General features: G+C 61.5%; 26 protein-coding genes. 9 read left to right on the top strand and 17 right to left on the bottom strand.

Annotated elements, in window-relative coordinates; genetic code table 11:
• Positions 1–8: 8 nt before the first annotated feature.
• The 6 genes from Pan44_RS13930 to Pan44_RS13905 form a co-directional block, all read right to left on the bottom strand.
• Positions 9–755, bottom strand: a complete 747-nt coding sequence (locus tag Pan44_RS13930; protein ID WP_145030641.1) for a PP2C family protein-serine/threonine phosphatase — start codon at positions 753–755, stop codon at positions 9–11.
• A gap of 160 nt (positions 756–915) precedes the next feature.
• A complete protein-coding gene (locus Pan44_RS13925; protein WP_145030640.1) occupies positions 916–2,673 on the bottom strand; it encodes a c-type cytochrome in 1,758 nt (585 codons plus the stop codon).
• A 530-nt stretch (positions 2,674–3,203) separates the two neighbouring features.
• A complete protein-coding gene (locus tag Pan44_RS13920) occupies positions 3,204–4,502 on the bottom strand; it encodes a GspE/PulE family protein (protein WP_231754046.1) in 1,299 nt (432 codons plus the stop codon).
• Positions 4,499–4,855 carry an STAS domain-containing protein gene (locus tag Pan44_RS13915; protein WP_145030639.1) on the bottom strand — a complete coding sequence of 119 codons (357 nt, stop codon included), beginning with the start codon at positions 4,853–4,855 and terminating at the stop codon, positions 4,499–4,501. Before Pan44_RS13915 ends, Pan44_RS13920 begins: the two co-directional genes overlap by 4 nt.
• A 268-nt stretch (positions 4,856–5,123) precedes the next feature.
• Positions 5,124–6,200: a hypothetical protein gene (locus Pan44_RS13910; RefSeq protein WP_145030638.1), complete on the bottom strand. Its 1,077-nt coding sequence runs from the start codon at positions 6,198–6,200 to the stop codon at positions 5,124–5,126.
• A gap of 72 nt (positions 6,201–6,272) precedes the next feature.
• Positions 6,273–6,773 (bottom strand): SET domain-containing protein, encoded by a 501-nt coding sequence (locus Pan44_RS13905; RefSeq protein WP_197453314.1) that lies wholly within the window; start codon positions 6,771–6,773, stop codon positions 6,273–6,275.
• Positions 6,774–7,135: 362 nt separating this feature from the next.
• Between Pan44_RS13905 and Pan44_RS13900 the strand changes: the two genes are divergently transcribed.
• Positions 7,136–8,278 carry a sulfotransferase family protein gene (locus Pan44_RS13900; RefSeq protein WP_145030637.1) on the top strand — a complete coding sequence of 381 codons (1,143 nt, stop codon included), beginning with the start codon at positions 7,136–7,138 and terminating at the stop codon, positions 8,276–8,278.
• 33 nt (positions 8,279–8,311) lie between these two features.
• Here Pan44_RS13900 and Pan44_RS13895 read toward each other — a convergent pair whose 3' ends face one another.
• Positions 8,312–9,262 (bottom strand): diguanylate cyclase, encoded by a 951-nt coding sequence (locus Pan44_RS13895; protein WP_145030636.1) that lies wholly within the window; start codon positions 9,260–9,262, stop codon positions 8,312–8,314.
• Positions 9,263–9,369: 107 nt separating this feature from the next.
• A complete protein-coding gene (locus Pan44_RS13890) occupies positions 9,370–10,875 on the bottom strand; it encodes a helix-turn-helix domain-containing protein (protein ID WP_145030635.1) in 1,506 nt (501 codons plus the stop codon).
• Positions 10,876–11,558: 683 nt separating this feature from the next.
• Here Pan44_RS13890 and Pan44_RS27910 point away from each other — a divergent pair.
• From Pan44_RS27910 to Pan44_RS13865, 5 genes are all read left to right on the top strand, one after another.
• Complete coding sequence (locus Pan44_RS27910) at positions 11,559–11,813, top strand: hypothetical protein (RefSeq protein WP_145030634.1); 255 nt, start codon at positions 11,559–11,561, stop codon at positions 11,811–11,813.
• 267 nt (positions 11,814–12,080) lie between these two features.
• Positions 12,081–12,404 (top strand): hypothetical protein, encoded by a 324-nt coding sequence (locus Pan44_RS13880; protein WP_145030633.1) that lies wholly within the window; start codon positions 12,081–12,083, stop codon positions 12,402–12,404.
• Positions 12,401–12,817 (top strand): hypothetical protein, encoded by a 417-nt coding sequence (locus tag Pan44_RS13875; protein WP_197453313.1) that lies wholly within the window; start codon positions 12,401–12,403, stop codon positions 12,815–12,817. The genes Pan44_RS13880 and Pan44_RS13875 overlap by 4 nt, the downstream gene beginning before the upstream one ends.
• A gap of 277 nt (positions 12,818–13,094) precedes the next feature.
• The gene (locus tag Pan44_RS13870; protein WP_145030631.1) at positions 13,095–13,853 is read left to right on the top strand and encodes a tetratricopeptide repeat protein; all 759 of its coding nucleotides are present in this window, start codon (positions 13,095–13,097) and stop codon (positions 13,851–13,853) included.
• Positions 13,850–14,071: a hypothetical protein gene (locus Pan44_RS13865; RefSeq protein ID WP_145030630.1), complete on the top strand. Its 222-nt coding sequence runs from the start codon at positions 13,850–13,852 to the stop codon at positions 14,069–14,071. The genes Pan44_RS13870 and Pan44_RS13865 overlap by 4 nt, the downstream gene beginning before the upstream one ends.
• 22 nt (positions 14,072–14,093) lie before the next feature.
• Here the strand turns inward: Pan44_RS13865 and Pan44_RS13860 are convergent, their stop codons facing one another.
• The 3 genes from Pan44_RS13860 to Pan44_RS13850 all read right to left on the bottom strand — a co-directional run bounded on the left by Pan44_RS13860 (position 14,094) and on the right by Pan44_RS13850 (position 17,088).
• Positions 14,094–15,197 carry a hypothetical protein gene (locus tag Pan44_RS13860; protein ID WP_145030629.1) on the bottom strand — a complete coding sequence of 368 codons (1,104 nt, stop codon included), beginning with the start codon at positions 15,195–15,197 and terminating at the stop codon, positions 14,094–14,096.
• A 7-nt stretch (positions 15,198–15,204) separates the two neighbouring features.
• On the bottom strand, positions 15,205–16,626 hold the full coding sequence (locus Pan44_RS13855) for a c-type cytochrome (RefSeq protein ID WP_145030628.1): 1,422 nt from the start codon (positions 16,624–16,626) through the stop codon (positions 15,205–15,207).
• A gap of 75 nt (positions 16,627–16,701) precedes the next feature.
• Positions 16,702–17,088 (bottom strand): DUF7009 family protein, encoded by a 387-nt coding sequence (locus tag Pan44_RS13850; RefSeq protein ID WP_145030627.1) that lies wholly within the window; start codon positions 17,086–17,088, stop codon positions 16,702–16,704.
• Here Pan44_RS13850 and Pan44_RS28100 point away from each other — a divergent pair.
• The 3 genes from Pan44_RS28100 (at position 17,087) to Pan44_RS13840 (ending at position 20,816) form a co-directional block, all read left to right on the top strand.
• Positions 17,087–17,218 (top strand): hypothetical protein, encoded by a 132-nt coding sequence (locus Pan44_RS28100; protein WP_261342584.1) that lies wholly within the window; start codon positions 17,087–17,089, stop codon positions 17,216–17,218. The two genes, Pan44_RS13850 and Pan44_RS28100, sit on opposite strands and share 2 nt — an antisense overlap.
• 133 nt (positions 17,219–17,351) lie before the next feature.
• Entirely contained in the window at positions 17,352–17,819 is a 468-nt protein-coding gene (locus Pan44_RS13845) for a nuclear transport factor 2 family protein (RefSeq protein WP_145030626.1), read from the top strand.
• Positions 17,820–19,793: 1,974 nt separating this feature from the next.
• A complete protein-coding gene (locus Pan44_RS13840) occupies positions 19,794–20,816 on the top strand; it encodes a DUF1559 domain-containing protein (protein WP_145030625.1) in 1,023 nt (340 codons plus the stop codon).
• A 27-nt stretch (positions 20,817–20,843) separates the two neighbouring features.
• Here Pan44_RS13840 and Pan44_RS13835 read toward each other — a convergent pair whose 3' ends face one another.
• From Pan44_RS13835 to Pan44_RS27415, 6 genes are all read right to left on the bottom strand, one after another.
• A complete protein-coding gene (locus tag Pan44_RS13835; protein WP_145030624.1) occupies positions 20,844–21,191 on the bottom strand; it encodes a hypothetical protein in 348 nt (115 codons plus the stop codon).
• Positions 21,192–21,283: 92 nt separating this feature from the next.
• The gene (locus Pan44_RS13830; protein WP_145030623.1) at positions 21,284–22,021 is read right to left on the bottom strand and encodes a hypothetical protein; all 738 of its coding nucleotides are present in this window, start codon (positions 22,019–22,021) and stop codon (positions 21,284–21,286) included.
• A gap of 84 nt (positions 22,022–22,105) precedes the next feature.
• Complete coding sequence (locus tag Pan44_RS13825; RefSeq protein ID WP_145030622.1) at positions 22,106–22,744, bottom strand: hypothetical protein; 639 nt, start codon at positions 22,742–22,744, stop codon at positions 22,106–22,108.
• A gap of 137 nt (positions 22,745–22,881) precedes the next feature.
• A complete protein-coding gene (locus Pan44_RS13820) occupies positions 22,882–23,217 on the bottom strand; it encodes a hypothetical protein (protein WP_145030621.1) in 336 nt (111 codons plus the stop codon).
• Positions 23,218–23,705: 488 nt separating this feature from the next.
• On the bottom strand, positions 23,706–24,107 hold the full coding sequence (locus Pan44_RS13815) for a hypothetical protein (protein ID WP_145030620.1): 402 nt from the start codon (positions 24,105–24,107) through the stop codon (positions 23,706–23,708).
• 3 nt (positions 24,108–24,110) lie between these two features.
• Entirely contained in the window at positions 24,111–26,717 is a 2,607-nt protein-coding gene (locus tag Pan44_RS27415) for a hypothetical protein (protein ID WP_197453312.1), read from the bottom strand.
• Between the last annotated feature and the right edge of the window lie 66 nt (positions 26,718–26,783).

Here is a 26,783-nt window from a genome sequence, read left to right as displayed (position 1 = left end):
TTCGCGTTTCAGCGGACGTGGATCACGACGCAGGTCACATTGTCCCGCGAGCCGCCGCCAAGGGCCGCTTCAACAATCCGCTCCGCCATCTGCTGCGGATTTCCGTCCGCAGCGAGAAGAGGAACCAGCGACGAGTCGCTGAGGCCGTCGGTCACGCCGTCGGAACAGATGAGGTAGCGGTCTCCAGAGTGCGGGGGAATGACCCGGGCCTCTGTTCCCTGGCTCCCTTCCTTGGCCCCCAGATACTTGTAGAGAACGTTCTTGTAGCGATGTGTCAGGGCCTCTTCGGGCGAGATCGTTCCCGCATCGACGAGCGCCTGGGTCAGCGAATGATCCTTCGTCAGCCGGTCGAGCTGGCCGTTTCGCAGCCGGTAGACCCGGCTGTCCCCCACGTTTCCGACAATCAGTCCGGGCTTGCCGTGGACGACATACGCAATCGTCGTCCCCATGCTGCGATAGCGGGCTTCCAGTTCGCCCAGCGCCATGATTTCGGTGTTGGCGTGGCCGACTGCGGCATCAATGGCGGCCGTCGCGCGGGCGGCATCGGCCTTCTCGAAGTCGAACTTCGCCAGACGTTCTTTCACCAGGTCGATTGCCAGCTCGCTCGCCTTCTCTCCGGCGCTCTGCCCGCCCATCCCGTCGGCCACCAGGAAGAATCGCCCCTGCGGTTCGACAAAGCAGCGGTCCTCATTGTTTTCACGGTAATTCCCCGTGACGCTGACGCTGCCCCATGCCAGGGCGATCGGTGTTGCCATCGCGCTTCAACCAGGTGTTCCCAACCGCCGCCGCGCTCCGCCTGAAAACGCGCCGCTGGATCATGACCTTCCGAGGACGGATTCCGATCTTAACAGCCAATGCGGCCCATTGGCACGGCCCGATCCCGAATTCACCACCGCGTTCAGAAAACGATCACGCTCACGCACCATCGACGACCTGGAACTCCACCCTGGAACCTTCGGGACGGGCCAGTTCCATCATCGGCATCACCAGCGAAGGCCATTTCCGCAGGTCGATCCGGATCGTGATTCGATGCCGGCCCGGCTCGACGGAGAACGGAGCGGTGACATCATCGAGCGAATCGTCGTCGAGCCACACGTTGACTGGCCCTCCAGTCGTCAATTTCAGCTGCAACTCGCCAGTGGCGCGGACATCGAAGTCGCCGGCCAGGTAGATCACGGGTCCTCCAGCCGCTTTCTGCGCTTCATCCAGCGGCACACCGCCATCGACGCGACCATAGAACGGAGCCCAGTCGGTCGAGCGTGCGATTTCCGCCTCAAACTGCTCGTCGTTGGGCACATTCTCCCCGATCGACTCGGGCAGCCGGGCCAGCACGCGATACCGCTGGAACCGTGGAGTCGAACGGATGGCGTATTCACCGGGGCGGCCGAGCTGCGACAGGAACTTGACCAGGTCGACCAGTTCCTGCCGCGTCATGAATTTGACGAGTCCCTTGGGCATCAGCGATTTGCCTTCGACTTCGTCATCGATGTCGTCGATCGCAATTGTGTGGACGGCGCCGGTCGCGTCCTTCAACACCAGCCTCTCCGCATTCCGATCGACGACGATTCCCTGCAGCACGCGACCATCGACAGTCGCAACCACGCGGCTGATGTAGGCCTCCTTGATCGCCTGGTCAGGATTCAGCACCGAAGTCGCGAGGAAATCGAGTGGGGAAATCGTGCCCACCGCACTGAGGTCGGGGCCCACCTGTCCGCCGCCGGCGCTGACCGCGTGGCATTTCATGCAGCTCAGATCCGCACGACGAAAGACCTGCTCCCCGCGGGCCGCATTGCCCGACTTTTCGACTTCAGCCACCACACCGGCAATGAGTTCCGGCGTCACCGGGGCCGGGTCGTCGTTGATGCCGGCCGCCTTGCCGAGCGTGGAAACGAGTTCGTCGTCGCTCCGGCCAACCGCGTAGATGTGACGCAGGGCGAGCTTGGCGATGTCGGCTGCCGGCGGCGTCCGGGCGACGGCCTCGGCAAGCACCTTCGAGCCGTTCTTACGAGCCAGGAAGGCATCGACGATCACGCCGGCGTCGTCGGTCGGCTTCATCTGGCCGAACAGCGCTGTGGCCGCATTGGCCGCCGACTCCACATCGGTCTCCGCCAGTGCAGCCAGTGCCGGCCCGCGGACAGTCATCGGCGCATCGCTGGCCAGAACCTTCTGGATCACGGGAAGCGCGTCGCGTCCGCGAATGGCGACCACCGCATCGAGCGCGGCGGCCTGCACTTCCGGTTTCAGGTTCTGCTCCCCGAGCAATCGATCCAGTGCGTCCGCGGCCGGATTGACGCGCGCCGCTCCCGCAAACCGGATCGCAGCCAGCTGCAGGTTGGCCGATCCCCCATCGCTGATGACGCCGGTGATCGGGGCAAGGTCCCCGGCTGGCACGACTTTTCGCGTGCGAGCTGCATCGAGCAGCAGTCCGAACGATTTCTCGCGAAGCGGGACAGGCCAGTCCGGACTCACGGCCTTGGTGAACACGAACTCGAGATCGTGTTCATTGCCCCGACTGCCGACGATTTCGACGATCGCTGGAAGCCTAGCTTCGGGGACGCGACCGCTGCGGAGCAGTTTCATCACTGGACCAACGGCGCTGGGCTCCTCCGCAAACGCAGGCCTGCAACCCACGACCACCAACGTCAGCAACCAGAACGCAATTCGAGAACTCATGGTCAATCAGTGCGCAGAGCCGCAGGACGGAGAACCCCTCCAGAATGGCCAACTCGGTCGCAATTGCAACCACCGGCCGCAGCAGGCACAGGCAGGCGACCTTCAAAGACGCCCCTGAAAGATGACGGAGTCCAAAGCCCCGCCGCGGCCGCATCAGGGCGCGTGGACATTCGCTGTCGCGGAGGCCGGTCCCGCGGAGGGAGACCTGTGACGATCTGTGACGACCTGTGACAGCGGAAAACCGTCTAAAACATTGGAGTTCTGGACCTGTGACATGTGTGACGAGCTTTGGAGTGGTCTTTCACCTCCTCTCGCGGGGCTGATCACCCCCTGTTTGCGTTGCCAAAGAACGAACTCTCCACCCTGACGGGAGGGGTTGCGCATCAGGCAGAGTCTTCTGCATACCTGACGGGGCTCTGGGCCGTCACCTTCAGTTAAGAGGTTGGTTGCGCAGCATGCCACAGCGAGATTCGGACATCGAGCCGGGAAGTTTTCGCCAGCGCGGAGGGCAGGTTGAATATCCGGGCAGCCTAGATTTCCAGCCCAAGCTGTTCGGCCGGCATTTCTCTCAGGATTTCTTCGGTCGTGGTGATGCCCTGGGCGACTTTGACCATGGCGGCACGCTTGAATTCGATCATGCCGTTTTCGATCGCGGCCTGCTGCAGATCTTCCGCCGACGAACCCTGGGAGACGAGTTCCCGCATCCGGCGGTTGAACGTCATGAACTCCAGGATCGCCGTGCGTCCACTGAATCCCTGGTACTGGCAACGGGCACAGGCGCCGTGACCGAAGATGTAGTCTCCCTGCCCTTGTTCGAGCAGGGGCCGGATGTCGGCGAACGTGCCGGGAGATTCGGTGATGTCGTAGGGAACCCGGCAGTCTGGGCAGAGCGTCCTCACGAGTCGCTGCGCGACAACCGCCAGCAGGCAGTTCGAGAGGAAGTAGCGATTCACGTTCAGCGCCAGCATGCTCTGAACCGCGCCGGCCGCAATCGGCGCATGCAGCGTGGACAGGACGAGCGTGCCGCTGTTGGCGGCGCGAACCGCGGTCGCGGCGGTTTCTTCGTCGCGGATCTCGCCGACCATGATCACATCGGGCGACTGCCGGAGGATGTTCCTCAGCAGTTCAGGGAAATCGAGCCCGATCTTGGCATGGACCTGAGACTGCCGCAGACCGGGGAGGACATACTCCACCGGATCTTCGAGAGTGTTGATCTTTCGCGTGCCGTTGTTGAGATACTGCAGGCACGCATACAGCGATGTCGTCTTGCCGGTCGCGGTCGCGCCGGTGACAAGCACCAGCCCACTGCGGTTGTCGAGGATCGACTGCATCCGCACGAGTTCACTGCGCAGAAAACCGATCTGCTCCAGCGTGCGCAGGCCCGTCTTGCTGTCATGGATCCGGACGGCGACGTCTTCGCCGTGGAGCGTGGGGATAATGTTGATCCGCAGGTCGACAGCCCGATCGCCGATCTGCTGGATGAACCGTCCTTCGTGCGGCCGCCGGCGATCCCCCAGGTCGATGCCCGCATCGGCCTTCATCACGTTGAGGATGTTCCGCCCAGTCTCCAGGGAGAGGGCGAACATTGTTTCCAGCCGGCCCATACGGCGCAGGGCCACGCGGACAGCGGCCTCCTCGGTGAGGAAGAAGAGGTCGCTGGCATTCACCTCCACGGCGAGTGCCGTAATCTCGGTGAAGGCCCGCGCCGGGGGCATCGCCGCGAGCATGTCGCCGGAAAGCGACCGCGGCGGCGGAATTACCGGCGGGACAGATCCAGGGGCGGTCGGCAGGCCGCCGCGCGGCCCGGTGGGCGGCCAGGCGGTGCTCACGACGCTTCTCCGCGAACGACCTTGTGCGCCGCCACCGCATCCGGGGCAATGTTGAGGATCGAATCGAGCTTCAGCAGGCGAAGGATCTTCATCACGCTGGGGTGGAGAGAGTGCAGGACGAGTTTGCCGCCGCTTTCACGAAACCGCTTGTTGCAAGAAACGAGCCACGCGATCGCCATCGAGTCGATGTATTCAGCGTCCGCCAGATGCAGCACGACATTTCGCTGATAGGCTGCCGGGCCGAGCAGGTGCCGCAGCGGATCGGCCGGCGGCGCAATGTCGATGCCGTTGATGCGGCCGTGCGCAGCGACGTGCGTTACCGAGTCCTTCTCTTCAAGAATCTGAAAGTTCATGACGGTCCCGGCGGGCGGCAGTTGAGCGTTGGTCCACTCGAATCTATCCGGGAAGCGAGAGTAACGGAATCGTGCCGATTGGCAGAGGGGCGTGTCACTGCGTCTGCCCGCAGGAGAGGTCGGATATGCCGCGGGTTACCGTCCTCGACGGCCGTCGATGGGCGTGAGAACGACTGACGGCATCCGCTCTGACACACGCGATGGCGAGAACCCGGGCGTCAGCGGCGAATCGACGACCGACTGCGAAGCGAACCGGATCCGGCCCGGATCACGATTTCGCAGGAGCGGCGGCCTGCGTCGACTCGACGGCCGGATCGGGACTCGCCTGAGACAACGGGGCCGGTTTCTCGAGCCCGACCCACCGTTTGACCGACGACCAGACTGAACGATACGTCTCGGACGCGAGCAGCGATTCCGTCCAGGTTCGCTTGTCCTCGTGAAAGTTGTTCCAGATCGCTTCGACGTAGGGCTCGTAGGTGTTTTCGAGCGTTCGAAACAGCCCCTGCTCATTGATCCGGGCCAGCGAATCGACGTAGTGGGAGAAGATTGCCCGGTTGACCAGCTGACCCGCAACGACCACGCCGGTCAATGTTCCCTGCGAGACGGCTTTCACGGTCGAAATGGTCTGCATCGCGACGACGCCCGAGACCCCCAGCAGGCTGACCTCTTCCTGGCTCGCCAGGCTTTTCATGTTCCCCCAGAAGCGATCAATCTCCGCCTCCGGAAAGAGAATTCTCGGATCGGCCTGCATGATCGCGAGCCGGGTCTGGTCGAGGGATGCCCTGAGCTCCTGCACCGACAGCGGGGGTTGATCGAGCGAGCTGGCAGCCGTTCCGGAGGCGCGCTGGACGGCATCGAGGAGATCGTCGACTTTGTGAATGGTCGAAGCGTCGTCGATCAGCCCCTGTGCCTGAAGCTCGCGGGCGAGCTCCTGCATGTACGACTTCGTGCCGTACGCGAGGTCGCTGACGATGGCGAGAACCCACAGCGGCGACGTGTGCAGCGTCGCCAGTCCTGCGAAATCCATGAAGTTGCCGACAGCCTTGCGGGCCAGGTAGTTCTCGGCCTGGGCCGGTGCGTTCGGATCGGCCGGCAAGTCGACGCCGCCGATGTTGCCGATGACGAAGTTCAGCGAATTCCGGACGACGACTTCGTACGTCTTGGAATCCTGGAACGAACGGGGAACAAGGAACTCGGCGAGTTCCTTGGCCGTCCCGGCCGTCAGCCCCGCTGCGCTGCGGACGAGCCGCTCAGGCAGCGAGGCGCCATACCTCAGCGTGTCGAGGAAAGAGCGAGAGGGCGCTGCTTCGGCGGCGGGCTCTGACGTCGACGGTTCGCTGCTCATGGCATCCCTGTCCTTCGTGGGCGGAGATCACGACGCGAGCGCCATGATTCGCCGACTCGTCGCTGAAGCCAACTACTTCGCCGCCGAACGCGACTTCCGCGTGGCCGTTGCTTTTCCGTTGGCGTTCTTCACGGGAACCGCCCGCTTCACCTTGCGGGTCGCCTGCGGCTTGCCGTTGGCAACGTGACCGTTCGAGTTTTCGATCACCGCAAAGTCGACTTTATCCTTCTTTTTCGGATTGCCGTTGTAGTTCACGGTGATTTCTTCGCCCGCCTTGATGTCGCGGATCGCCATGAACTCCTTGGTCTCGTGCTTTCCGTCGTAGTAGCGGGCGTTCGGCTCGTAGCTGTGGTTGTACAGCGAGCCGTAGCCGAGCGCGATGGCCGAGGTCTTCTTGGTCCACTCGAAGACGTAGGTGGCCATCTTGGCCCCTTCGCATTCGTCATTGTCGAACACGATCAGCGGGACGGTTTCGAAGGTCGTTCCCTTCTTGATGTCCTTGCGGGCGAAGACGCCGCGGCCCTTTCCGGGAGATTTCCGGACTTCCAGCAGATCCGAATGGTTCAGCTTCACCTGAGTCGACCTTCTTGAAATGTCGTTCGTAATTTCGACGCGGTCCGCCAGACGCGGGAGACGTCCTCCAGACCCCGCCCGATCGAACGATCCTGCTCGAAGGGCGCACCCGGTGTTGAAAGGCCCGGATTGATCTGGGAGACTGGCGGCCTTGAACGCAAAGTCGCCGCAGTCCTGGCGGGAAGTTATGGTCAGGACAAGGCCTTTGGTCAATCGGTCGACGCAGGCTGTGTAGATTGCGTCCATTGACGCACGTGACTGCATCTCACGGGCCGGCCAGCTTGCGTCCTGGACCAGTCTCGTCAACTGCGGTCTCCGCATTGCGAAGCACGGATCGTTCGCCTGCGAATTGAGAAAACGTCATGTCGGAGTCGGCGGTTAAACATTCCTCCCAGGGAGCATTTTTCCTCTGGCATGGGCTGACGATCTCGAAGGCCTTCAAGCTGCTTGCGATGGGTCCGCCCATCGACTTCTCGCGGTGGTACAAGCTGGCCCTCATGCCCGGAACCGCGACCTTCTCATCGCTGTTCGCCGGAATTGAATCACTCCGCTTCGGTTCGAAGATCCGCGCGACGGACGTGAAACAGCCGCCCGTCTTCGTCCTAGGATTCTGGCGTTCCGGCACGACGATGCTGCACAACCTGGTCTCCAGCGACCCGCAGCTCTGCTACCCCAACTACTACCAGTGCCTGTATCCGCACCACTTCCTGTCGACGGAATCGTGGCTCGCCCCGCCAACGGCGCGATTCCTGCCCGATACGCGGCCCATGGACAACCTGCCTGTGGGCTGGAACATGCCGCAGGAAGACGAGATCGCCCTGTGCGTGCTGTCGCTCGCATCGTGCTACCTGCAGGTCATCTTCCACGACAACGTCGAGAAGTATCAGCGTTTCCACAACATGGCTGACTGCACCGACGCCGAGCGGAAGGCCTGGATGGACTCTCTGGAATACCTGATCCGCAAGCTCACGCTGAAATACCAGAAGCGGGTTGTGCTGAAATCCCCCTCGCACACCTTCAAAATTCCGTACCTGCTGAAGCTCTATCCAGACGCCAAGTTCATCTACATCTACCGGAACCCGTACGCCGTATTCAAATCGGCGACGCACCTCCGCCGGACGATGTACGCCGAGAACGGCATGTGCGAGCCGGACTATGGCGACATTGATGAGCGGGTGTTCGAGCTCTACGAACAGTGCTTCCACGACTACGAGCGCGACAAAGCCCTCATTCCCGCAGGCAACCTCTCGGAAGTCCGTTTTGAAGACTTCGAGCAGGATCCGCTCATGCATCTCCAGCGGATCTATGGAGAGATCGGCCTCGGCGGATTCGACGCGCTGCGTCAGAAGATCGAGCCGCAACTGGCCGAGCTGAAGCGCTACAAGAAAAACCGCTTCAAGCCGGACGCCGAGCGGATGCAGAAGGTGTATGCGCGACTACGGCAGGCCTTCGACCGCTATGGCTACCCGTCGCCGATGGACGAAGCCGAAACGGCGGCCGCATGATGCCGCCGGGGCGCCCTCGGGCGCCTCGGGAAATCAGGCGTGGCCGGCGTCCATCACGAACGCCGCTTCCGGCCGCGCGGGCAGTTCGTTCGGGAAACCGCAGACACAGTTCCGCCCCGCCTGCTTTGCGGCGTAGAGCGCCATGTCGGCCCGCTCGATCAATCCCCCCGGAGTGTCTTCCTTGCCGAACGACGACACGGCTCCGACGCTGATCGACAGATCGAACCTCAGGCCGTTGTAGCGGACTTCGGCCTGCTCGACGCAGGCGCGGATTCGCTCGGCCGCGCTGATCGCCTGGTGCAGCGTGGTTTCGGGGAGGATGGCGATGAACTCTTCGCCGCCGTAGCGCCCGATCTCGTCGTACGACCGCATTGCGGTCTGCAGGACATTGCCGATCCGGCGCAGGACTTCATCCCCGGCAGGATGGCCGTACTGGTCGTTGATCTTCTTGAAATGGTCGACGTCGATCATCAGCACCGACAGCGTATAGCCGTGGCGGTGCATGCGGTTCAGCTCGCGATCGAGCACCCGCAGGATTTCCGATCGATTGCGCAGCCCCGTGAGGGCGTCGGTCGTCGCCATCACGTGCAGCATCTCGCTGGCTTCGGCGAAGCGCTGCTGCAGCTGGGCGATCCGACGTCCGACGGCGATTCGCTGTTCGAGTTCGAGCGGCGAGACGGTCGCGGGAAGCACCTGGTCAGCGCCGGCCTCGAGAAGCTCCGCGATGGTCTGCGGGCGGCTGTCGTCATCCGATCGAATAACGAACACGTAACGGAGGCCTGCTTCGGACCGCACCTGGCGACACACGGCCCCGGCATCGACCGTCGACAGGCCGGGCATCAGGAGCGCAATCAGGGGGCCCGTCGAAGCCATCAGCTTTCCGACCGCCTCGTCGGCGGAGCGTGTGACGACGGGGTCGTACCCCCACTCACACAGCCACGGAAGCCATTTGCCGCCTGGATCGCCGGCGATCAATACCTGCATGGATTCATTCCTGCCAATCCGGCCTCCGCCAGCATGTCAGTCACCGCGGTCCAGCCAGAACTGACGGATCGCGTCGAAACGTGACCCGCCAGTCTTGATGTCCAACTCTAGAACATCTTTGAGACCAGACCGAGAAAGAATCCGGGTTCTGCAGGACGATCTCCCCACAGCCACATCGACCGGACCAGGTCGAACGCAATGAATGTGCAGAGCAGACTGGTGACGGTCGCCAGTCCGGCCACGACGTTGACCCACGTCGGCCATTCCGGCTCCGCCGCTGCCGCCGCCCGGCGTCCCACCGGAGCAGCCTCCAGATCGGCGTCTTCGTCTCCTTCAAACGCCTCGTCGGCGTCGAACACGTCGAGTTCCTCGACTTCCTCGTCGTCTTCCACGAGGTCGTCCGACATGTCGAGCTCGGCCGACGAATCGTCGGCCGACTCGTCGACGTCGAAGACGGCGTCATCGAGCGAGCCCTCGTCGTCCGAGAGATCGAGGACGCCGGTTTCGGCCGTGTCCTTCTTTGTCCCCTTCTTGCCCTTGGACGTCTTGATCTCGAAGGCGCTGTCGTCGTCCATCGCCGGCATTTCGAACTTCGTCGTCGGCGCGGCGTCTTCGTCGTCGTCATCGACGACGTTCATCATCGGAACAGTGCCAGTGTATTCGCGGCTGTCTTCCAGCGAGATTCCGCTGTCCGCAACGGCCTCGAGCGAAATTCCGCTGTCCGCCGCCGAGAGAGAGATTCCGCTGTCGGCCGCCGAAAGCGAGATGCCACTGTCGTCAGCCAGGGATATGCCGCTCCCCGGCCCGGCGCCGCTGGGCGACGCCAGGGTGATGCCCTCGTCATCGTCGTCGAGAGCGATTCCGCTGTCGTTCGGACGAATGCCGATTCCGCTGCCGCTCGACAGAATTCCGCTGGAGGTCGGGCCGAGATCGATGTCGTCCGGCAGGACGGAGTCGTTCCGCGCAGCGTCGCCGAAATCGAGCGAAACAGCCGAGTCGCTTCCGAGGATGGCGACATCGCTGTCGCTGGCATGGCCGATCGAACCGCTGTCCGGCAGCAGCTGCACATCGCTGTCGCTGCGGTCGAGCTGGATGGCGTCTTCCGCAGGCATCGCCAGCTTGACGTCGCTGTCGCTGTCCGGCATCGAGATTTCGCGGACCGTCGCGTCGTCGGCCAGCTTCACGTCACTATCGCTGTCGCCGGCGTCGCCGACCAGATTGACGTCGCTGTCGCTGTCACCCAGCTCGTCTTTCACGACGTCCGCCAGGTCGTCATCGAGGATCAGCCGCACGTCGCTGTCGGAATTGCTCAGCAAGTTCCGGTCGGAAGAGGAGTCTTCCGGAGCGGCCGGTTCGGCAAAGAGATCCGGGAATTCGTCTTCGACGACGATCGCGTCTCCGGATTCCGACTCGTCCAGCATCATCGGGACTTCAGGGTCGGAATCGGCCTGTCGGCTGCGGCCGAGATTCTCGATGTCCTCGACCTTGAATTTCCAGGTCCCGCGATCGGCGAACCCGCGAAGGTCTCCCTTTTCGCGGAGCCGTGTAATTTCCTCGCGGGGCATGCCCAGCATCGACGCGGCTTCGTCCAGGCTGAGATACTTCTTCGACATGAATCGCGCCCCTCGGTGAAAACCAGACGTGTCAGTTCCGCCGGACTGCCGGCGGCCATGATGGTGTGGAAATGTGCTGCTCCGGACCGGATGGGCCTCGGAGCGAAAGGTCCTCCTGACGGGCTGACCGGCATCCTGTCATCCGCGAGGGCGGAGTCGAGAGAGGCGGGCCGCGCATGCATCCATCACCTGCGCAACAATTCACCGTCTTTACCATCGGTCGTCCGGCCGGACTTTCCCACGTCGAGCACGGGCCGAACGGCAAGTCCGGCGAACGTCTCGAAGACCGTATGGACCCTGCCGACTGTGCAGGTTCCACCGAACGTGCCGATCAGTGCAGATTGGGCGAAAAATCGCCCTGACGAAATTCTATGCGTCAGAGAACCCCACGCAAGACGCGGATTGGCTCAAGCCGGGCACACACCACGACACGGGACGGCAGACCGCTACGAAACCGGGCGTCAAAAAACGCGGCCGGTCAGTCGGGATTTCGAGTCAGAACCGAAGGGGCGTCCGGTTTTCCTCGCTGTCGCTGAAGCCCGGCCCTGGTTCCACGGCCCCCAGCAGTCACGACACATCTGGCATGTCGCCACTAATCGCAGGTATCCTATTGGGCGCGTGCCGAACTCATCAGCGGCGGACTCGCTCTCCGCCCGCAGCAACCTGATGTGGAGGACTTTCCCGTGGGGCGTCGGTCAGCGAGCGACGAATCGCTCGGTGGTTGCCAGCGCCCATGGCGCGACGGTCGTCTTCGCGCTCTGCTGGCCAGGATCCAGGAACTCCGACAGCGCGGTCTTTACCGCGGCGACATGCTGAAGCCTTCCCACGTCATGGCGTTCTCAGGCGAGTTCGTCGAACTCCCCCGACCATGGCTCGATGATCGACTCAAGAAACTCGTCGCGCACATCGAGAAATTCAGGTCGATGCATCTCACGTAAAGGTTCCTCGCCGGGCGAGTACAGCAGGGGAACCGCTTCCACGAACCGGCGATCTGCCGGCTGATGTCACGCGACGGGAAGCCTCACATCAGAAAACTTCTGTCACATTCGTTCGCCATTTACGCCCGGAAACCCGGGCGTAAACGGGAAAGAAGCGGCCGAAACGGCGATTCGACGCAACGACGACGTCCAGCGATCGACAATGAGAGCATTGGCCTCTCGAAGGTCGGTCGTTGCGGGCCGAATCCACCGCTTCGGACCATTCCCATGTCGCTCCAGCCGCATCCTCGAATCACGATCGACGGAAGCTCTCTCGCCCGTCCGCACTCGGACAACTACGAGTACGACGTCAACGGGGTGCTGATGACGATGAAGCTCAGCCTCGTCGGCGTCGCCCTCATCGACTCCCTCACCAGAAGCCTGTTGATCAGGCCCTACGCGGAAGGGGGCCAGAACGCGAAGGCCGTGGCCAGTGATCGACTGGCCGCGGAAGTCGCAGGACAACAAAGCCACACCTGCAAGGATGGGGCAGTCAGGGTCGATTCTGCCGGCAATCCGCTCATGGGAACCGCCTTGGAAGCGACTCGGTGATCCACTTCAGTCCGCAGGAGTTTCTCAACAACACTCAGGCGCATGGCCAAAGCAGCCGCATTCCCGTCGGACTGCGCCGCGACGAGGCGTTGTTTCACGAAATGGTGCATTCCCTGCGACAGATGGCAGGCGTGATGGATTGCTCGGCTCACCCGAACGGCTTCGACACGAAAGACGAAGTCTGGGCCATCCTGACAACCAACATCTACTGCTCGGCGTTTCGCCGTCCGTTGCGACGGAATCACGAAGACTTCGAAGTGATGACGGATGAGGAAGTGAGCGGCTTCTACAAGAAGTTTGAATCGATGATCGGGCGGATGTGCCGCGAGCTCCCGGTGTTCACCCGGAACATTGCCCGGATCACGTACATCAAGTTCAACCCGTTCCGCGACTACTACGAGCGGCGCCGGTGATCCGCGCCGCGGTCCGGAAAAGCGCTTCCAGTCGCCACTTCAGAAACAGTCGCGTCCAGGCAGCCCATTGATCCGGCCCGTCTTGAAGGCCGGCCGCCGGTCTCGCGGATTTCCCATGATCGCCGCGTGAAGCTGAGACGAGTGAGCCCGGCGCTGACCAGGCCGGCCGGACCGCGTTCGCGGCGCGAGCCACCCTGACGGTGGCGTTTTGACTTGCAGTCGGTGCTCACCGTGCTAACATATTGAGACTGAGTCTCAGTGTCGAAATGAGATCGAAATGACTGCGAATCTTGATCATGCCCGATGTGCGTTCGAACACAACCACTTCGATCGAGCCGCCCGGCTGGTCGCAAATGCCCTGCGGGCCAACCAATACGACGGACGGGCCTGGGAACTCCGCGGCCTGATTCACCACGCCCTCGGCCAAATCCCCGAAGCCGTCTCGGCACTCGAATCGGCCAGCCTGTACGTCGTGCTGAATCCCGCGGCCAGCGTTTGCCTGGGACAGTGCTATGGACGTATTGGCCGCACCACCCTCTCCCGCGAGCTTCTGTCGCCGCTGATCACCGACTCCCGGATGTCGCCCGACCTGCTCCTCCAGATCGCGACCGGGCTCGACGCAGCCGATGATCCGCGTCTCGCCCTGGCGGCTGCCCGGCGCGCGACCGAGCGCGATCCCGACCTCGCCCAGGGCTATTACGACATGGGCTACTACGCCGCCCGGTCCGGACATCCCCCGCGGATCGTCGAATTCCTCGCGCGACGTGCACTCTCCCTCGAGCCGCATCACCTCGGCTACCGGCTGGGGCTCGTGACGTTTCTCCTCAAAGGCAAGCGGCCCGACGAGGCGTATGGACTGGTCTCGAAGCTGACCAACGACGAGATCGAGCAGGTCCACTGCCGCTGCTGCCTGGAGCGCGTCGTCGAGTTGTTCGAGGCTCGGGGCGACTATCGCCGGGCCATCCTCGGCCGGCAGCAGATCCTCAGGCTGGAACTCAACAAGGTCGAATCGGATTGTCCGCGAGGTGACGAATGACACTGTGGCAACTTCTGGTCGTCCATGCGCAGATCATGGGCGTCATCACGCTCACCTGCATCGCGATCCTGGGGGCGATCGACCTGGTCGGCTCCCTGCTGCGCGTCGTCCGCAGCCCTGCACCCCGAGCCGCACATCGACCGATCGCCCGTAGCACCGCCGCGCCGGCCAGCGCCCGCACCAGCCCGGTCCGTTCCTTCGCTCATCTGCTCAACTAAACGATGAGCAGGCCGCTTGGTGTCACTGCGAATTCGGCTCGTGTGACAGGCCGCCCGTCACCGCCCGCCGGACCTGCACGCCGCACCAGATGATCACCGCGGCGTTCGCGGCAAAGAAGAAGAGGAACAGCAGCAGGCCGCCAGAGTTCAATGCCTCGCGATGATGGGCCTCAATCGCGGGGAGATCGCTGGCGGCAAGACGGACCACCTCACGGATCACAGCCATCCCGCCGATCGTCGCCACGCATCCGGCCGTGATCATGGCCTGGCTGGACGTCGACGGGCGTCGCTCCCGGACGAGCTTCCACCAGCCGGCGAGCTGCAAGACGGCCCCCAGCATGGCGATCGCAAGGTACGGGCCGCCGGTCCAGCCCAGCACATGCGAGCGCGTCGCTGCGGGGATCGTCGCCAGGAAGATCGCGCAGGCGACGCCGGCGAGGACGATGCCCGCCATGGCGATCGAACCGAGTTGTCGCCACGCCGCGCCAGTCACCTCACCAGACAGACCGGGCGTCCATTTCACCTGCCACATCAGCATGCAGGCGAGAGTCGCGAAGGCGCCGATGAACCACATCGCCAGCCGGCTCGGCAGGAGGCCGTTGCGATAGAGCATCTTTCCCTGGCCATAGAAAGACGCCCATTCAGCCTGATCGAGACTGAGCAGGTGGTTCTCCGTCCAGGACCACGCAATGAACGAGAATCCCACGAAGATCACACCGCAGACACCGATGCGCCACAGAGCGCCGCGGGCAGCCAGCCAGTTCGTCTTCAGGAGATAGAGCAGGTAGAAGCAGACGAGAAGCACGGGCAGGATCGACATCCATCGGTGCGAGAGCAGCAGGTTCGAGGAATAGAACTGCTTCTGATACAGGATCTGCACGAAGAGCAGCGGAGCCACGCCGGCCGTAATCGCGAGGCCCGTCGCGAACGACAGCCAGTCAACGAGCAACTTCCGCCAGACCGTCGTGCTCTCCGAGGGCCGACGCGTCATCGACGTCAACAGCACGTAGCTCGAACCGGCAAGGACGTAGTTCATGAAGAGGACGTGAACAACGAGTGTCACGATGTAGACGGCCAGGTAAATCGCCGTCGCCAGAGGGAACCCAAATGGAAATGGGGCAGACATCACGGCCTCAATGAGCAGGGGAGCCGGCAGGCCGCGAAGCGACCGTGCCGGCTCCGGTTCCAGCAACGTCGAGCCACTGCTGGATCTGGCGAATGACTTCGGGCTGCCGCGATTCGGCCCACTCGGAAGGGCGTCCGGCATGAATCCAAGTGACGTACTGCGCCAAGGCTTCGAGTTCTTCCGCCGTTCCGGCAAACGGAGGCATGAACGGCTTCGTGCGCTGCAACTGGGCGATGTTCAATCGCTTCTGATCGAGCGACCAGGTGGCCGTCAGTTCCACGACGGCGTTGGCCCCCTGGAGCGTATGGCAGACGCTGCACTGCACGCGGAAAGCGTGCGCGCCCATTTCCAATTGAGGGTTCGGCAGCGGCTGCGTGAGACGCAGCGGATAGGGATCGTTCGTCGTGCAGCCGACCCGGCGCATCTCAGCGACGTCGTCGGGCGTCAGGGAATTGGAATACAGGTACTCGCGGATGGTGAACGGCTTCCGAACCCCTTCACGAACAAACTCCCCGCCGGCGCTCGCCAGGAAGGCGAGTGTCAGGAGCAGCGTCGCCGTTGCACCGTTCACGTACAGCCTCTGCCGCAACATCGCGAAAACGGCATAGGCGCCGATGAACGTCGACATCGCGACGGAGAGCGCGAGGAACATCGTCATGGCGACGCTTCCACCGGTCATCCAGCCCCGGCTGTCGGCGGGAATCGTGCTGAAGTACCACAGGCCCAGGAGCGGCATCAGCACCATCGCGCCGAGCGGCCGCGCGCACACCCCGATCAGTTCGGCCTGCTCGTCACGCGTGAAACCATGGACGGCATTGATCAGGACGCACGCCGCGAGCGACGCTTCCGCCAGGGCGCACACCGTGCGAAAGAAAAGTGACGGCCAGAACGACGGATTAAAAAAACCGCCCCACACGCTGTGGGTCTCGAGCCAGCTTCCGGGAGTCAGCTGCCAGGCGAGGATGCCATTGATCCAGAACAGGCTGAACCACGCGGCCGTCGAATAGAGCACCAGAAGTCGCAGCCGCAGGCGGTCCGAAAGCTGTTTGCCATAGCGATAAAACAGGTAACCCGAGACGACTTCCAGGCTGAAGAATGTCCACTCGATGGCCCAGATCCAGTGGAACTCACGGATCATCACGCCGATCGTGCGGGGACTGATCTGGATCGTGGTGAACCACATGCCGACGCCCGTCACGGCGCCGGCGACGAAGCTCACGAGCACGAGCACACGGAAATAGTCGTCCACGAACCGCCGGGCGTTGGCGCACTTCCCCTTCTGGTGCAGCCACTGCAGGTAGCACATCAGCATGCCGCCGCCGATCGCCATCTGCGCCACAAACACGTGGAAGATTCCGAGCCCGCCGATCACCATTCCCTTCATCAGGGGACCGAGATCGTTCACCGGGTAGTAGGGAAACGAGGACATCTGCTCTGCCTGCAAGGAGACTCGCCAAATCCGCCCGGCGCTGGACGGTCAAGGGAGCGATCCCTGGTGATGACATCAGCAATGGGAGGACGGGTTCGGGAATGCAAACTCATCATCCCCTTCCTGTCCAGCCGGCCGATCGAGACAGGCGAAGTCTTTCTCAAGCGTGAGGCGAATGGTTCTCCCGTCTTCCTGCTGGGAGGATTCAAAGCCCACCCGTTCACTTTGGACCCAGTCAATTGCCGTGGTCTGACCGATCTGAATCGTGAACCGACCGCCCCGATAACCGATCACCGGAGTGGCCCCCGGAGCCCCTGCGATTTCCAGCATGTAGGAAAAACAGAGGTCATCCGTCGCTCCGAAACGGGTTTCCTCAATCACCCGCCCGTCGCGGAGCAGCGCCTCAAGATCGCGACGATCGACGCGGAGACGGACGGTGTTGCCCTTGATTCGAAGTTTCATGTCCCCTGTTCTCCTGGGAATTCAGATGCGGTCATTCTTTCACGGAGTCTGGTCGAACGCCTTCCTCGGAAACACCGTGACATGGTCGACTCATCGCGGGCTGGATCTGGAGATCTCCGTTTCCGTTTGACACATCGAAGCCACTGAAATACCACCCGCTGACTTGCGGCGCGAATCAGCCCCGAACCGTGTCGCGTCAATCGTCATGCTCCCCTGGCCCGCGAACCATCTCCGCCGGCCTGACTTCCAGAATGGCCGAAGCCATGTCGACACGTCCACCGCTTCCCCCCTTCACGAAGGAGACGGCGATCCAGAAGGTTCGCGCCGCCGAGGACGGGTGGAACTCACGCCATCCGCAGCAGGTCTCGCTGGCCTACAGCGAAGACAGCCGCTGGAGAAACAGGTCCGAATTCCTCGTCGGGCGCGAACAGATCGCCGCCTTCCTGCAGCGCAAGTGGGAGAATGAACTCGATTACCGCCTGATCAAGGAGTTGTGGGCGTTCGATGGCCATCGAATTGCCGTCCGCTTCGCCTATGAGTGGCACGATCACCGGGGACAATGGTTTCGTTCGTACGGCAACGAGAACTGGGAGTTCAACGAATCGGGGCTGATGACCGTGCGTCACGCCTCCATCAATGACCTCACCATTGCCGATGCCGAACGACGGTTTCATTGGCCCCTCGGACGGCGGCCGGACGATTATCCACCGCTCAGCAGCTTCGGCTTCTGACGGCCAGTCCCCGAGACATCCAACTTCGTCCAGCAAACGACGCGAGACGCGAACTCCAGCGGGACAGGCGTGTCGCCATACCGCGCAGGAACACGCGTCTCGATGCAGAAATGAAGGCGGTGGGACTTGAACCCACGACCTACGGATTAAAAGAAGGGGAGGGATTTTCCGTAACTTCAACGGAGGCTGCGAATTCAGACCAAGACCTCCCTGCCCTTACAGCGAATTCGACAGTCCCCGATCCGCAACTCGCCGATCTCCTCGCCATCTGGCCCCGTCTCACGGCGTCGGCTCGCGAGCGGATCGTCGATATTGCTCGGCTTGTGGCTGACGCTGCTGAGGCCCGTAGGGACGCGTAGGAAGGTCGCTGGGCTGCGGGTGGTGTGTTAGGTCGTCCAGGGCACAGGAGTGGTCTACAGGGCTTCTGCAGTCAATTTGAGGCCGTGAAAAAGACAACCTCGGGAACCGACTGGCCCGAGTCTTGTTCGAGTGTCAAGAAACCTCCGTTCTGATCTCGGAGCCGGACGCGGTCTGGGCTGAAATTAAGAACGTCGTAGACCAGGGGTTGCGAACTCATCTGCCGGCCGAGCAGCTGATTGCCGATGTCTGTGACCCTCGAAACCACTTTCGCATACCACGGGCTATCAGGATGGTGCTCTAACACCAGTTGCCCACTTCTGACGCACCAGCCAAACCGGAATACGAAGGCGTCGGTACTTCCCACAGGAACGACAGTGGTGAGGCGGCCATCTCCACCGAACTGGTAACGGCTGACGAGATGAGGCTCACCCGCAGTGCGGCCATTCCACGTCCCCACCAGCCTCGGATCGATCCTCGGACGAGTCGACCACCACAGCCCGCCGCCAAGGACAAGCAGCACGAGAGCGGCGATGGTGAGTCGGCGACGAACACTCTTTGGTCTGCAATCGCTCATGGAGCCTCAGAACTTACACCTTACGACAGTTTCGCCGGAATCCCGATGCAATGCCGCTTCAACGTACATCCTTCTGTCGGAGCTAAGGTTTAGCTCTCCGGCGAACGTCGGATCATCCTCATTCAAGAATGCCGTGATTCCGTCCGTCAACGAGTGGTTTAAGGCATTCCCGCCGTCCGGCCGGTGATCGAGCCCTGCTTGAAACGCGAAGGCCTCGAATCGAGAGGGAGATGAACGACCGAAGACCGTCAAATGTCCCGCCAGATTGTGCGACGAATAGTACCTCTCGAAGAACACCGCATGCCCGTCGAACAGCGAGGCCAGTGAACCCTCCGTCCTTGGAATGGCTCCAGGGGCGACGATTCCGACTTCGTTGGAGACGCGGACTGCTTCATAGAACAGCCAGCACAGCCCTACTGCCACGACAGCGAGCGTGACGACAATCCGTCGCCTGCGTCGATTCGGCGGTGATGGGGGAGAGGTCATTCGGGAAGGCGGGTGAGGACAATTGATTCCGTGAACAGCGATGGTACGAGCCACTCATACAACTCAATCGAATCGTCGCCGGCTTTCGAGATCGAGTACGTTTTCTCTGCCGGCATCCGCCCAGTGTGATCGAAAAGCCATTGAGACAGTTGATGGCTGACTCTTCCCAGTCGCGTCTCTGGCACTCTTCCTACGACCAAAGTCTCATCGGTGACTGTCCATGATGCCCAGGATGCCTTGCGTCCGCGAAAACGGACGACTCCGCTCGATCCAAACTCTACTTAACCACGAGCAATACCGTTCTCGCGCCAAGTCCACTTCCCCACGAACCGGGCGTCAGCTCGCGGCCAGTACCACCAGGAGACCATAGACACAATCACGAGAACAAACGCGACGCTCAGCCAGCGACGGCGGCGTCTCTTCGGTGGTTGTGTGCTTGGTCCCATTGGATAGCCCTCCGCAGGGGAGTCTACCGGGGCACCGGCTGTCGCGGCGAGAGGGGATGGTGCGGTAGACTCAAAGACGGGAGTCAGTCGTTCAGAAAGGGGCTGTCGATGCGGGTCGTTCGTGCGGCATTCACGCTGATTGAGTTGCTGGTGGTGATCGCGATCATCGCCATTCTGATTGCTCTTCTGCTGCCGGCCGTGCAGCAGGCGCGGGAGGCCGCAAGGCGGACCCAGTGTCGCAATAATCTCAAACAGATCGGATTGGCACTGCTCAACTACGAATCGACGTTCACTGTGTTTCCTCCAGGCAGCTGCGAGTTCAGAATCAACTCGTTCACTTGGACGCCAGAGACGTCGACCCAGGTCTTTCTCCTGCCGTTTCTTGACGCGGCCACTACCTATCAGATGTTTGACCTTCACGCGCACGTGGAGGACTCGCCAACGAACGCGGCTGCCCGACGACAAGCTGTCGCAATTTACCAGTGTCCATCAGATCCCGTCGGCAGCATTGTGCCATCCGGCGCTTTAGGCGAAGAGCGGACGGCGACAGGGAACTACATGCAGAGTTCAGGAAACTCCGGGCTGCAATACGTGCCCCCACCGCCGCTCAAACTGGAATTCGGCCTGTTCTATCGCAATTCCAGTTCCCGGTTGCGAGACATTTTGGATGGCGCATCGAACACGTCGATGTTTAGCGAAATCCGGAAGGGCCCATCCGTGACGATCGCTTGGGGAGATGAGCCGGTGCCGAAGGCGTACGACCTGAATGTTGCATCGGACTATTTCGACTCCACCGCGTCGCCAATCATCACTCAGACCGACCTCGCCGCTCCCCGCGCGGGCTGTGAATTCAGGTTGTATCGTGCCTGGACACGACGGGGCCTCCATTACTATTGGGGCGAACCGAAATATTCGTACTACACACACACGCTGCCGCCAAATTCGACTAAACGCGACTGCATCATCAACGGAGCCGGACTCTCGCACCTTGCGGCACGAAGCTACCATGTCGGCGTCGTGAATGTCGCCCTTGCCGACGGCTCCGTTCGCTCGGTAAGCGCGAACATCGATGGCCCCACGTGGTCCGCCGTAGGAACCATCGCTGGACAGGAAGTCGTTACGGAATTCTAGATCGGACCTAGCCACTGACACACGCCGTCAGACGACAGCCCTAATCGCCTCGACCTGTGCCAGAACCTGCTTCGCCTGATCGAGCCCGCCACACGCCTGGATGAACTGGACGGCAGCGTCCATCGGAGCGAAGCCGTCGCCGAGGTAATGCGCTGCAACAAGACGCTGTCCGGCCCGCTTCACCCGCACCTTCCGGCCCGGTCCCCCTGCTGACTTTCTCAGGTTGGATTTGATGATCGACACATACTGTGCGTTAACCTTGAACCCCTGGACTTGAACGATCTCGGCAATTTCCTTTGGCCCCTTGTCGGGGTTAGCTGCCAGGGCTTCGCGGATCGCTGCGGATTTGTTGCTGGTTGCGGACTTCTTCGCCATTGGTGTCAATCTGATTGGTTAAGGTTTAGGCCCGCGTAGGGGACTGTAGGTCATGCAACGTGTGACGCAAGCACCGGATCGCTGAACGTCTGTCAGGAGTTTCGTTCGGGCGGTTCAATGATGAACGACAGCAACTTGTCGCCGAAGGCCGTGGTGAGCTTGGGAGTCATATATCCGTCGGCCACTTCCGTAAGATCGGCAATGCGTGAGTCTGGAACCCGCATCAGTCCAAGTCGACACAGTTCATCGACGATTGCAACAGAAGTGTCTCGGTGCAACTTCGTGCCAGGATACACCTCAGTAAGCAGGTGGCTTATCGGCCAGCGGTTCGGCGCATTTGGTCCCCAATGGGTGCCCGGCGGGCAGGACCGGGGAGAGGCGAAGAACTTGAGGTAGCGAAGGTGCCAGGCTCCGAGCTGTTGGATGTGGCTCAAGAACACCTGACGCTCGGGGTCATCTTCATCAGGACCAACAGCGATGTTCAAAACCGTATTCCGGAGTGCGTCGAGCTTCTCCCGATGGTGTGTCGTCGTAGCCGCGACCATCCCGCCCCTCAGAGCGCTGATGAACTCCTGATGGTTCTGGAGAACTTCCATCGTCACACGATTCTGAGACGCCAGCAGCTCAAGCCAATTGCACACGTCCTCAAAGAACTGCCGGGATCGCTTTTGTCCAGGATCAGCGACAAGAATCCCGAACAACGTCTCTGCCGGCAGCTTCAGGAGGGGGAGGCCAGAGAGCGAGGCGGCGAGCATCCCGGTGGCTACTTTGCCTGCGGTGTAGAGGTGGTCTGTTATCCGCTTCTCAGGTGGTTTCAGTTCGTCCGCCACGATGCTTTACTCTCCCGGTCGATGGCAACAGCGCGGCACTCCGTTCCGCTCCCGTTCGATCAGTCACATCGAACGCCGCGACGGCTATTCCGCCAGGTCGGGCAGCCCTTCAGAGGCAAAGAAGGGATAGTAATTGAATAGCGTCTGCGCTTCGGGCTTCTGATGTGCCGGGCACAGGCCTGTCAGATTGGAGACGTTTTTCCAACACATCGTGTTGCTCAGCGAGTGCTCATCCATCACGTCGACACGAGTCTCATATTTCGGAAAGTTGCTGCAGAAGCCGGCGCAGGGGATCGATAACTTCAGTTTCCCTCTCGCTCGCTCACCACACTTGAGCGACAGCCACGTCAGACACAGCTCATCCAGAACAGCTCCGCGAACAGTGTATGAACTAAACGGCTTGCCAGATTCCACAACCAGCAGCCGCACGCAATGGGGATGGCTACATAATGCCCCCATGAATGCCGTCAGCGTGTCATTGTCTTCAAAGCGTTGCCGCAGCGCCTTCATCGCTGGCCCATAGCCACAGTCGAGCACAGACTTGCGTTCGATCCAACGACGGTAGGAACGATTGAAGGCGCGCTCATTCAGCGACTTGCTGTAACTTAAAGAGACGTCGTTCCCGTCCGACCTGTCAAACCGCACCTCTCGTCCGAGGATGACAACATCAAACGGCATTTGCGAGTTAACTCTCGCCGTGAGCTGCCCGTATTCCAAAGCCATCTGTCAATTGCTCCTGACAGTGCGGGACTGTACCGCCGTTCCCAGAGCAATGACCATAGCACAGTCTCACTTTGCTGGTCGACCAAACGAACAACCCCGACAGCCATCACGGCCATCGGGGTTGTTCGTTCGGTTCGTCACAGTTCAGCCAGGGTCCGTCCAGCAAGCAGCTCGGCACATTGAACTCCGAGAGCGAACAGTCCGCAAACGATCATCGGAACTGCATCTCCGGTGTGGCGGTCGCCCGCGTCTTCGTCCCAGGACATTTCGGCCAGCGCCTTCCGAATATACAGCCGTGTCGAGGCTGGAAGGCTGCGCCAGCCATCCAGCGAGTCTCCTGCGTTCATCATCTCCAGGGCCCGAAGTTCGGCGACGTCTGGGGCGGCGTTCTGAGGCTGAACGGGAGACTGTGGCTGTTCGTGTGCCTTGAGGGCAGTACGGACACGGCGGGTTGGCTTCGTTGATGCGATCATTGATGACGGTTCCGTGAATGCGTTGTGTGGTTGTGAGTTGGTTGCCGCCGGCCGGACAGCGGAACGCAGCATAGCCATCATCCGCGATGATTCTGGAATAATCTGTGGCACAGAACCTGCCCCGAATGACGTGTCGCTATCAATCCACTACCACGTTTCCTACCTACAACATTCCAGCGTGATATGTGAAAGATAGTCTGTCCGTACTTCACCTTTGGCGGGAGTGATAGGCAGGCGTGAAAAGTGCCGATCTGCGTTGACCTTCCTGCTTTTGGCCGATGCCCGCAGGTCGTCCTCACACATAGGGGCAGCGAAGGGGCTATCTGGCTGCCTATCAACGCTTCACACTTGTAGGGTCGGGAAGCGCAGGGGCGTCCCGCCTGGTGGTAGCCATTGGAACAATTTCCGGAAAAATCCCCGAGGCCGCTGAACTACGGTCCACCAACGAAAAATCCCCGACGTGCCGAAGGGGCAAGACGGGGACTAGGTCAGAAGGTCTGATCGAGTAGGACACGGCATCGCGCTTGCGGACCCGCAATGGTCCGTTTCACGCCAGGGGCGATTTCGGCCTGAACGTCGAAGAGCCAGTCACGGCGAAAACTGGCTCTTCGACGTTCAGTTGAGGTGATCGAGACGTTGATCTCCACTTCGTCGGGTTCCTGCGTCACAAGCTCGCCGATGCCGGTGATGGTCGTCCCGGTCTGCTTGTGCTTCGCGGTGAAAGTCAGCGTCGCGTCTGACAGGTCCGGAAGGGTGTCATCCTGAACCCGAACCGTCACGTACTGGCCAGCCGCTCCGCTGTAGGTGTCGCCAGCAACTATCGTGAGCTGGCTGGTGATCCGCTCACGGCTGACGACGGTGACAACGCCAAACTTCTGTTCAACTGGCACGGATCAGTTTCCCATCCGCGCCTTACGGGCCTTCTCACGCCAGTCGGCAGAGCGCTGAAGTTCTCGGACATCCACCGTAGCGGCGTTGATGGTGCCAATCGACAGCGACGATGTGTACGACGTTGTCGAGTTGGTCACTGGAGCGACGGCGTCCCGTGCTCTGGAGAGCATTCGCCGTGTGTCAGTGGCGTTAACAATTTGCCCTGGCACAGTCGGAACGAAAACTTCCATCCCGCGTTCCCCGACCAAGTAGGGGGATGACCTCGACACAGGGCCTCCGGATGCTCGCCCTGGTAGTCGGGGGCCAGTGGGAGCGCCAACTCCTGCGCTACCGATAGGCCCCGATGACAGGCCCTGGATACGCTCAAGTCGCCGAATCATGCCATCCAACGCGCCGTTGAGGCTGCGGGCTTTCGCCATGTCCGTTTCTTTGAATATCTGGAGGCGTTCGGCCCGGGCTGCAAGTTCCTCCACAGACTTGGACATCGAATCCAGCACAGAAATCTTACCTTGTGCCTGTGCCGACGCTTTTTCGTTTGCGGCCAGTTCGGCTTTGTCGATGCCTCCGATCCAACCTTCCGTGGCCTTCGCTTCGTCAAGAAACTTCTGCTGCTTCATGGGATCGGTTCCCCGGCTCGCCCACTGCATTTGAAGATCCTGGACCGACGAGAATGACCCTCTGGCACGGTCGAAGAAATCACCGGCCCGTCCGATGTTCCCCTTCTCGGCGAAACGCTGAGCCTGTGCCAATTGCTCTTCGCCCCTTTGCTTCAGCATCTCTGCCCTCTGCTTCGCCAGGTCATATTGGGCCTTATCTTCAAGCTGCTCACCCTTCTTCCCGATCAGCTCCTGCCGGCGTGAGAGCCACTGACTGAAGTGCCCACCAAGGGCATGATTCGAGGGGTCGGCCCCGAACCGACGACGAAACTCCATCGTCTGCGTGATCCTGTCACGCTGTTGGGCACGCTCCGTCCGTGTCTGCCACTGCCTCGCCAGAATGCTGCCCTGAGCATCAAACGCACGTCCGCCGAAGGCCTCGCCACGGCCATATGCGGCATCCTGGATCGACTCGGCACGGCGCTTCGTGGCCTCAACCAGTTGGCGTTCGATATCGAGTTGCCTCTCAAGACCAGTGGTGAGCCGGTCCTGCTTCCGGGCGGCGTTCTCCAGGGCATCGACCACCTGCAAATTGTTGATTAGGCGTCGCTCTTCCATCGCGATCGAATCCCGCTCCGTTGCAATCTCGTCTTTCCGGGCTGCGATACGCTGCTGAATCCTTCCAATCTCGTCACCGATCTTATCCGGGTCGGCTGCAACGCCGGGGTCAGATAGCTGACGCTTCAAGTCCTCGAACCGGCCCATTTTGCTGACGAACTTGTCGACAACCGGACCGGGTGCCCAACTGCCCATCGACTTCCACCACATCGAGTCCGTGGCATCCTGCCGGAGCTGCTTCATTTGCTGGAGTAGGGCAAGGTTTCGCTCATCCGCTTCCATGCCTGCCGTATTCCCGGCCCGTTGACGACGGAACCGAAGCTCCGCGTCTCTCTGGTCAAGCTCCCGCCGATTTGTGGGCACGGAGAAATCCAATGCCTCCTGGCGGAACTGCTGACGGGCTGACGCAAACCTCTCCAGCCGAGTGCTCGCCATCGCGAATTGATCGGCCATCTCGCCGGCTCCGCTTCCGGCCTGCTTGAATGACTGATAAAGGTCGTAGACCCCCTTGGCGGCGACACCGGCAACAACGGCGATTCCCGCAGGTCCGCGCATCATGCTGCCCATAAAAGCGAGGTTGTTCGAGACACCCCGCCATCCGGCGAAGTTATAGTCTTCAATCATTTGCTGCCCCTGGAACAGCATTGCAGAGGCCCTACCGCTACGACCGCCCCTCATTGCGCCCATTGGCACACCGGCCACTGCCGCCTTCGCCCGTTCGGGAGTCAACCGAGCCAGTGCCCCCTTGAACTGGGCCTCAAGCTGTGCCACTTCAGTTCGGACCGTCGCCATCGTCTTCCACGACGATGCTTTCATCAGGTTTTGAACGGTGTCGATGTACCGTTTCCGTGCCTGGAGGGCCTTGCCGTAGGCCTTGTCGTCTTCAATCCCGAAGTCGATGCGGTCGACTGCACCACGCGACCGCAGTTCCGCCCGCTTGGTGATGTTGTCGAGTGATTCGCGACGAGTTCGTCTTGATTGCTCGAATCGGTCGATGACATGGGTACGCGAATTTTCATCACGTTCAAGGCGCTTCAGTTTGGCGGTGCGGTCACGGTCCCGATCCCGGATACGCTTCGCTTCTTCACGGTCAAACTTCGCCTTGTCCGCCGCCAGTTCGCGGGCCTGCTGCTTCTGCTGCCGAGCGATCTCACGCTGTGCCGACGACTGACGCCGGATGACGCGGTCAGCCTGGCGTTCGATGCTGCTGCCTCCCCCGCCGCCTGAGCGACCGCCCCCACCCCCCGCACCCCGGCTGATCTTCTCGAAGGCCCGTTCCATCCGAGATGAAACCCGGTCGAACCGTGTCTCGATACTGGTGACGAAGCGGTCGATATTGCGCTCGGCCCGAGCCAGGTTCAGTTCAAAGTCATACTTTAGTTGCTCTGTTGCCATTTGGCCTTTCTATCAGTGCAAAAGAAAACCCTCCCTCCGGTCTACGAAGCCGAAGGGAGGGCCAGG

Source organism: Caulifigura coniformis, from assembly GCF_007745175.1.
In the GTDB taxonomy this organism is placed as follows: Bacteria; Planctomycetota; Planctomycetia; order Planctomycetales; family Planctomycetaceae; genus Caulifigura; species Caulifigura coniformis.
This window is presented reverse-complemented; position numbering and strand designations above follow the sequence as displayed.

Bases quoted from the DNA above. Each gene is read 5' to 3' on its own strand.
- Pan44_RS13845 (WP_145030626.1), top strand. From the start codon at position 17,352: ATGTCGACACGTCCACCGCTTCCCCCCTTCACGAAGGAGACGGCGATC.
- Pan44_RS13880 (WP_145030633.1), top strand. From the start codon at position 12,081: ATGTCGCTCCAGCCGCATCCTCGAATCACGATCGACGGAAGCTCTCTC.
- Pan44_RS13865 (WP_145030630.1), top strand. From the start codon at position 13,850: ATGACACTGTGGCAACTTCTGGTCGTCCATGCGCAGATCATGGGCGTC.
- Pan44_RS13850 (WP_145030627.1), bottom strand. From the start codon at position 17,088: ATGAAACTTCGAATCAAGGGCAACACCGTCCGTCTCCGCGTCGATCGT.
- Pan44_RS13895 (WP_145030636.1), bottom strand. From the start codon at position 9,262: ATGCAGGTATTGATCGCCGGCGATCCAGGCGGCAAATGGCTTCCGTGG.
- Pan44_RS13840 (WP_145030625.1), top strand. From the start codon at position 19,794: ATGCGGGTCGTTCGTGCGGCATTCACGCTGATTGAGTTGCTGGTGGTG.
- Pan44_RS13825 (WP_145030622.1), bottom strand. From the start codon at position 22,744: ATGGCTTTGGAATACGGGCAGCTCACGGCGAGAGTTAACTCGCAAATG.
- Pan44_RS13915 (WP_145030639.1), bottom strand. From the start codon at position 4,855: ATGAACTTTCAGATTCTTGAAGAGAAGGACTCGGTAACGCACGTCGCT.
- Pan44_RS13900 (WP_145030637.1), top strand. From the start codon at position 7,136: ATGTCGGAGTCGGCGGTTAAACATTCCTCCCAGGGAGCATTTTTCCTC.
- Pan44_RS28100 (WP_261342584.1), top strand. From the start codon at position 17,087: ATGTCCCCTGTTCTCCTGGGAATTCAGATGCGGTCATTCTTTCACGGA.
- Pan44_RS13910 (WP_145030638.1), bottom strand. From the start codon at position 6,200: ATGAGCAGCGAACCGTCGACGTCAGAGCCCGCCGCCGAAGCAGCGCCC.
- Pan44_RS13860 (WP_145030629.1), bottom strand. From the start codon at position 15,197: ATGTCTGCCCCATTTCCATTTGGGTTCCCTCTGGCGACGGCGATTTAC.
- Pan44_RS13870 (WP_145030631.1), top strand. From the start codon at position 13,095: ATGACTGCGAATCTTGATCATGCCCGATGTGCGTTCGAACACAACCAC.
- Pan44_RS13835 (WP_145030624.1), bottom strand. From the start codon at position 21,191: ATGGCGAAGAAGTCCGCAACCAGCAACAAATCCGCAGCGATCCGCGAA.
- Pan44_RS13855 (WP_145030628.1), bottom strand. From the start codon at position 16,626: ATGTCCTCGTTTCCCTACTACCCGGTGAACGATCTCGGTCCCCTGATG.
- Pan44_RS13820 (WP_145030621.1), bottom strand. From the start codon at position 23,217: ATGATCGCATCAACGAAGCCAACCCGCCGTGTCCGTACTGCCCTCAAG.
- Pan44_RS13890 (WP_145030635.1), bottom strand. From the start codon at position 10,875: ATGTCGAAGAAGTATCTCAGCCTGGACGAAGCCGCGTCGATGCTGGGC.
- Pan44_RS13925 (WP_145030640.1), bottom strand. From the start codon at position 2,673: ATGAGTTCTCGAATTGCGTTCTGGTTGCTGACGTTGGTGGTCGTGGGT.
- Pan44_RS27415 (WP_197453312.1), bottom strand. From the start codon at position 26,717: ATGGCAACAGAGCAACTAAAGTATGACTTTGAACTGAACCTGGCTCGG.
- Pan44_RS13930 (WP_145030641.1), bottom strand. From the start codon at position 755: ATGGCAACACCGATCGCCCTGGCATGGGGCAGCGTCAGCGTCACGGGG.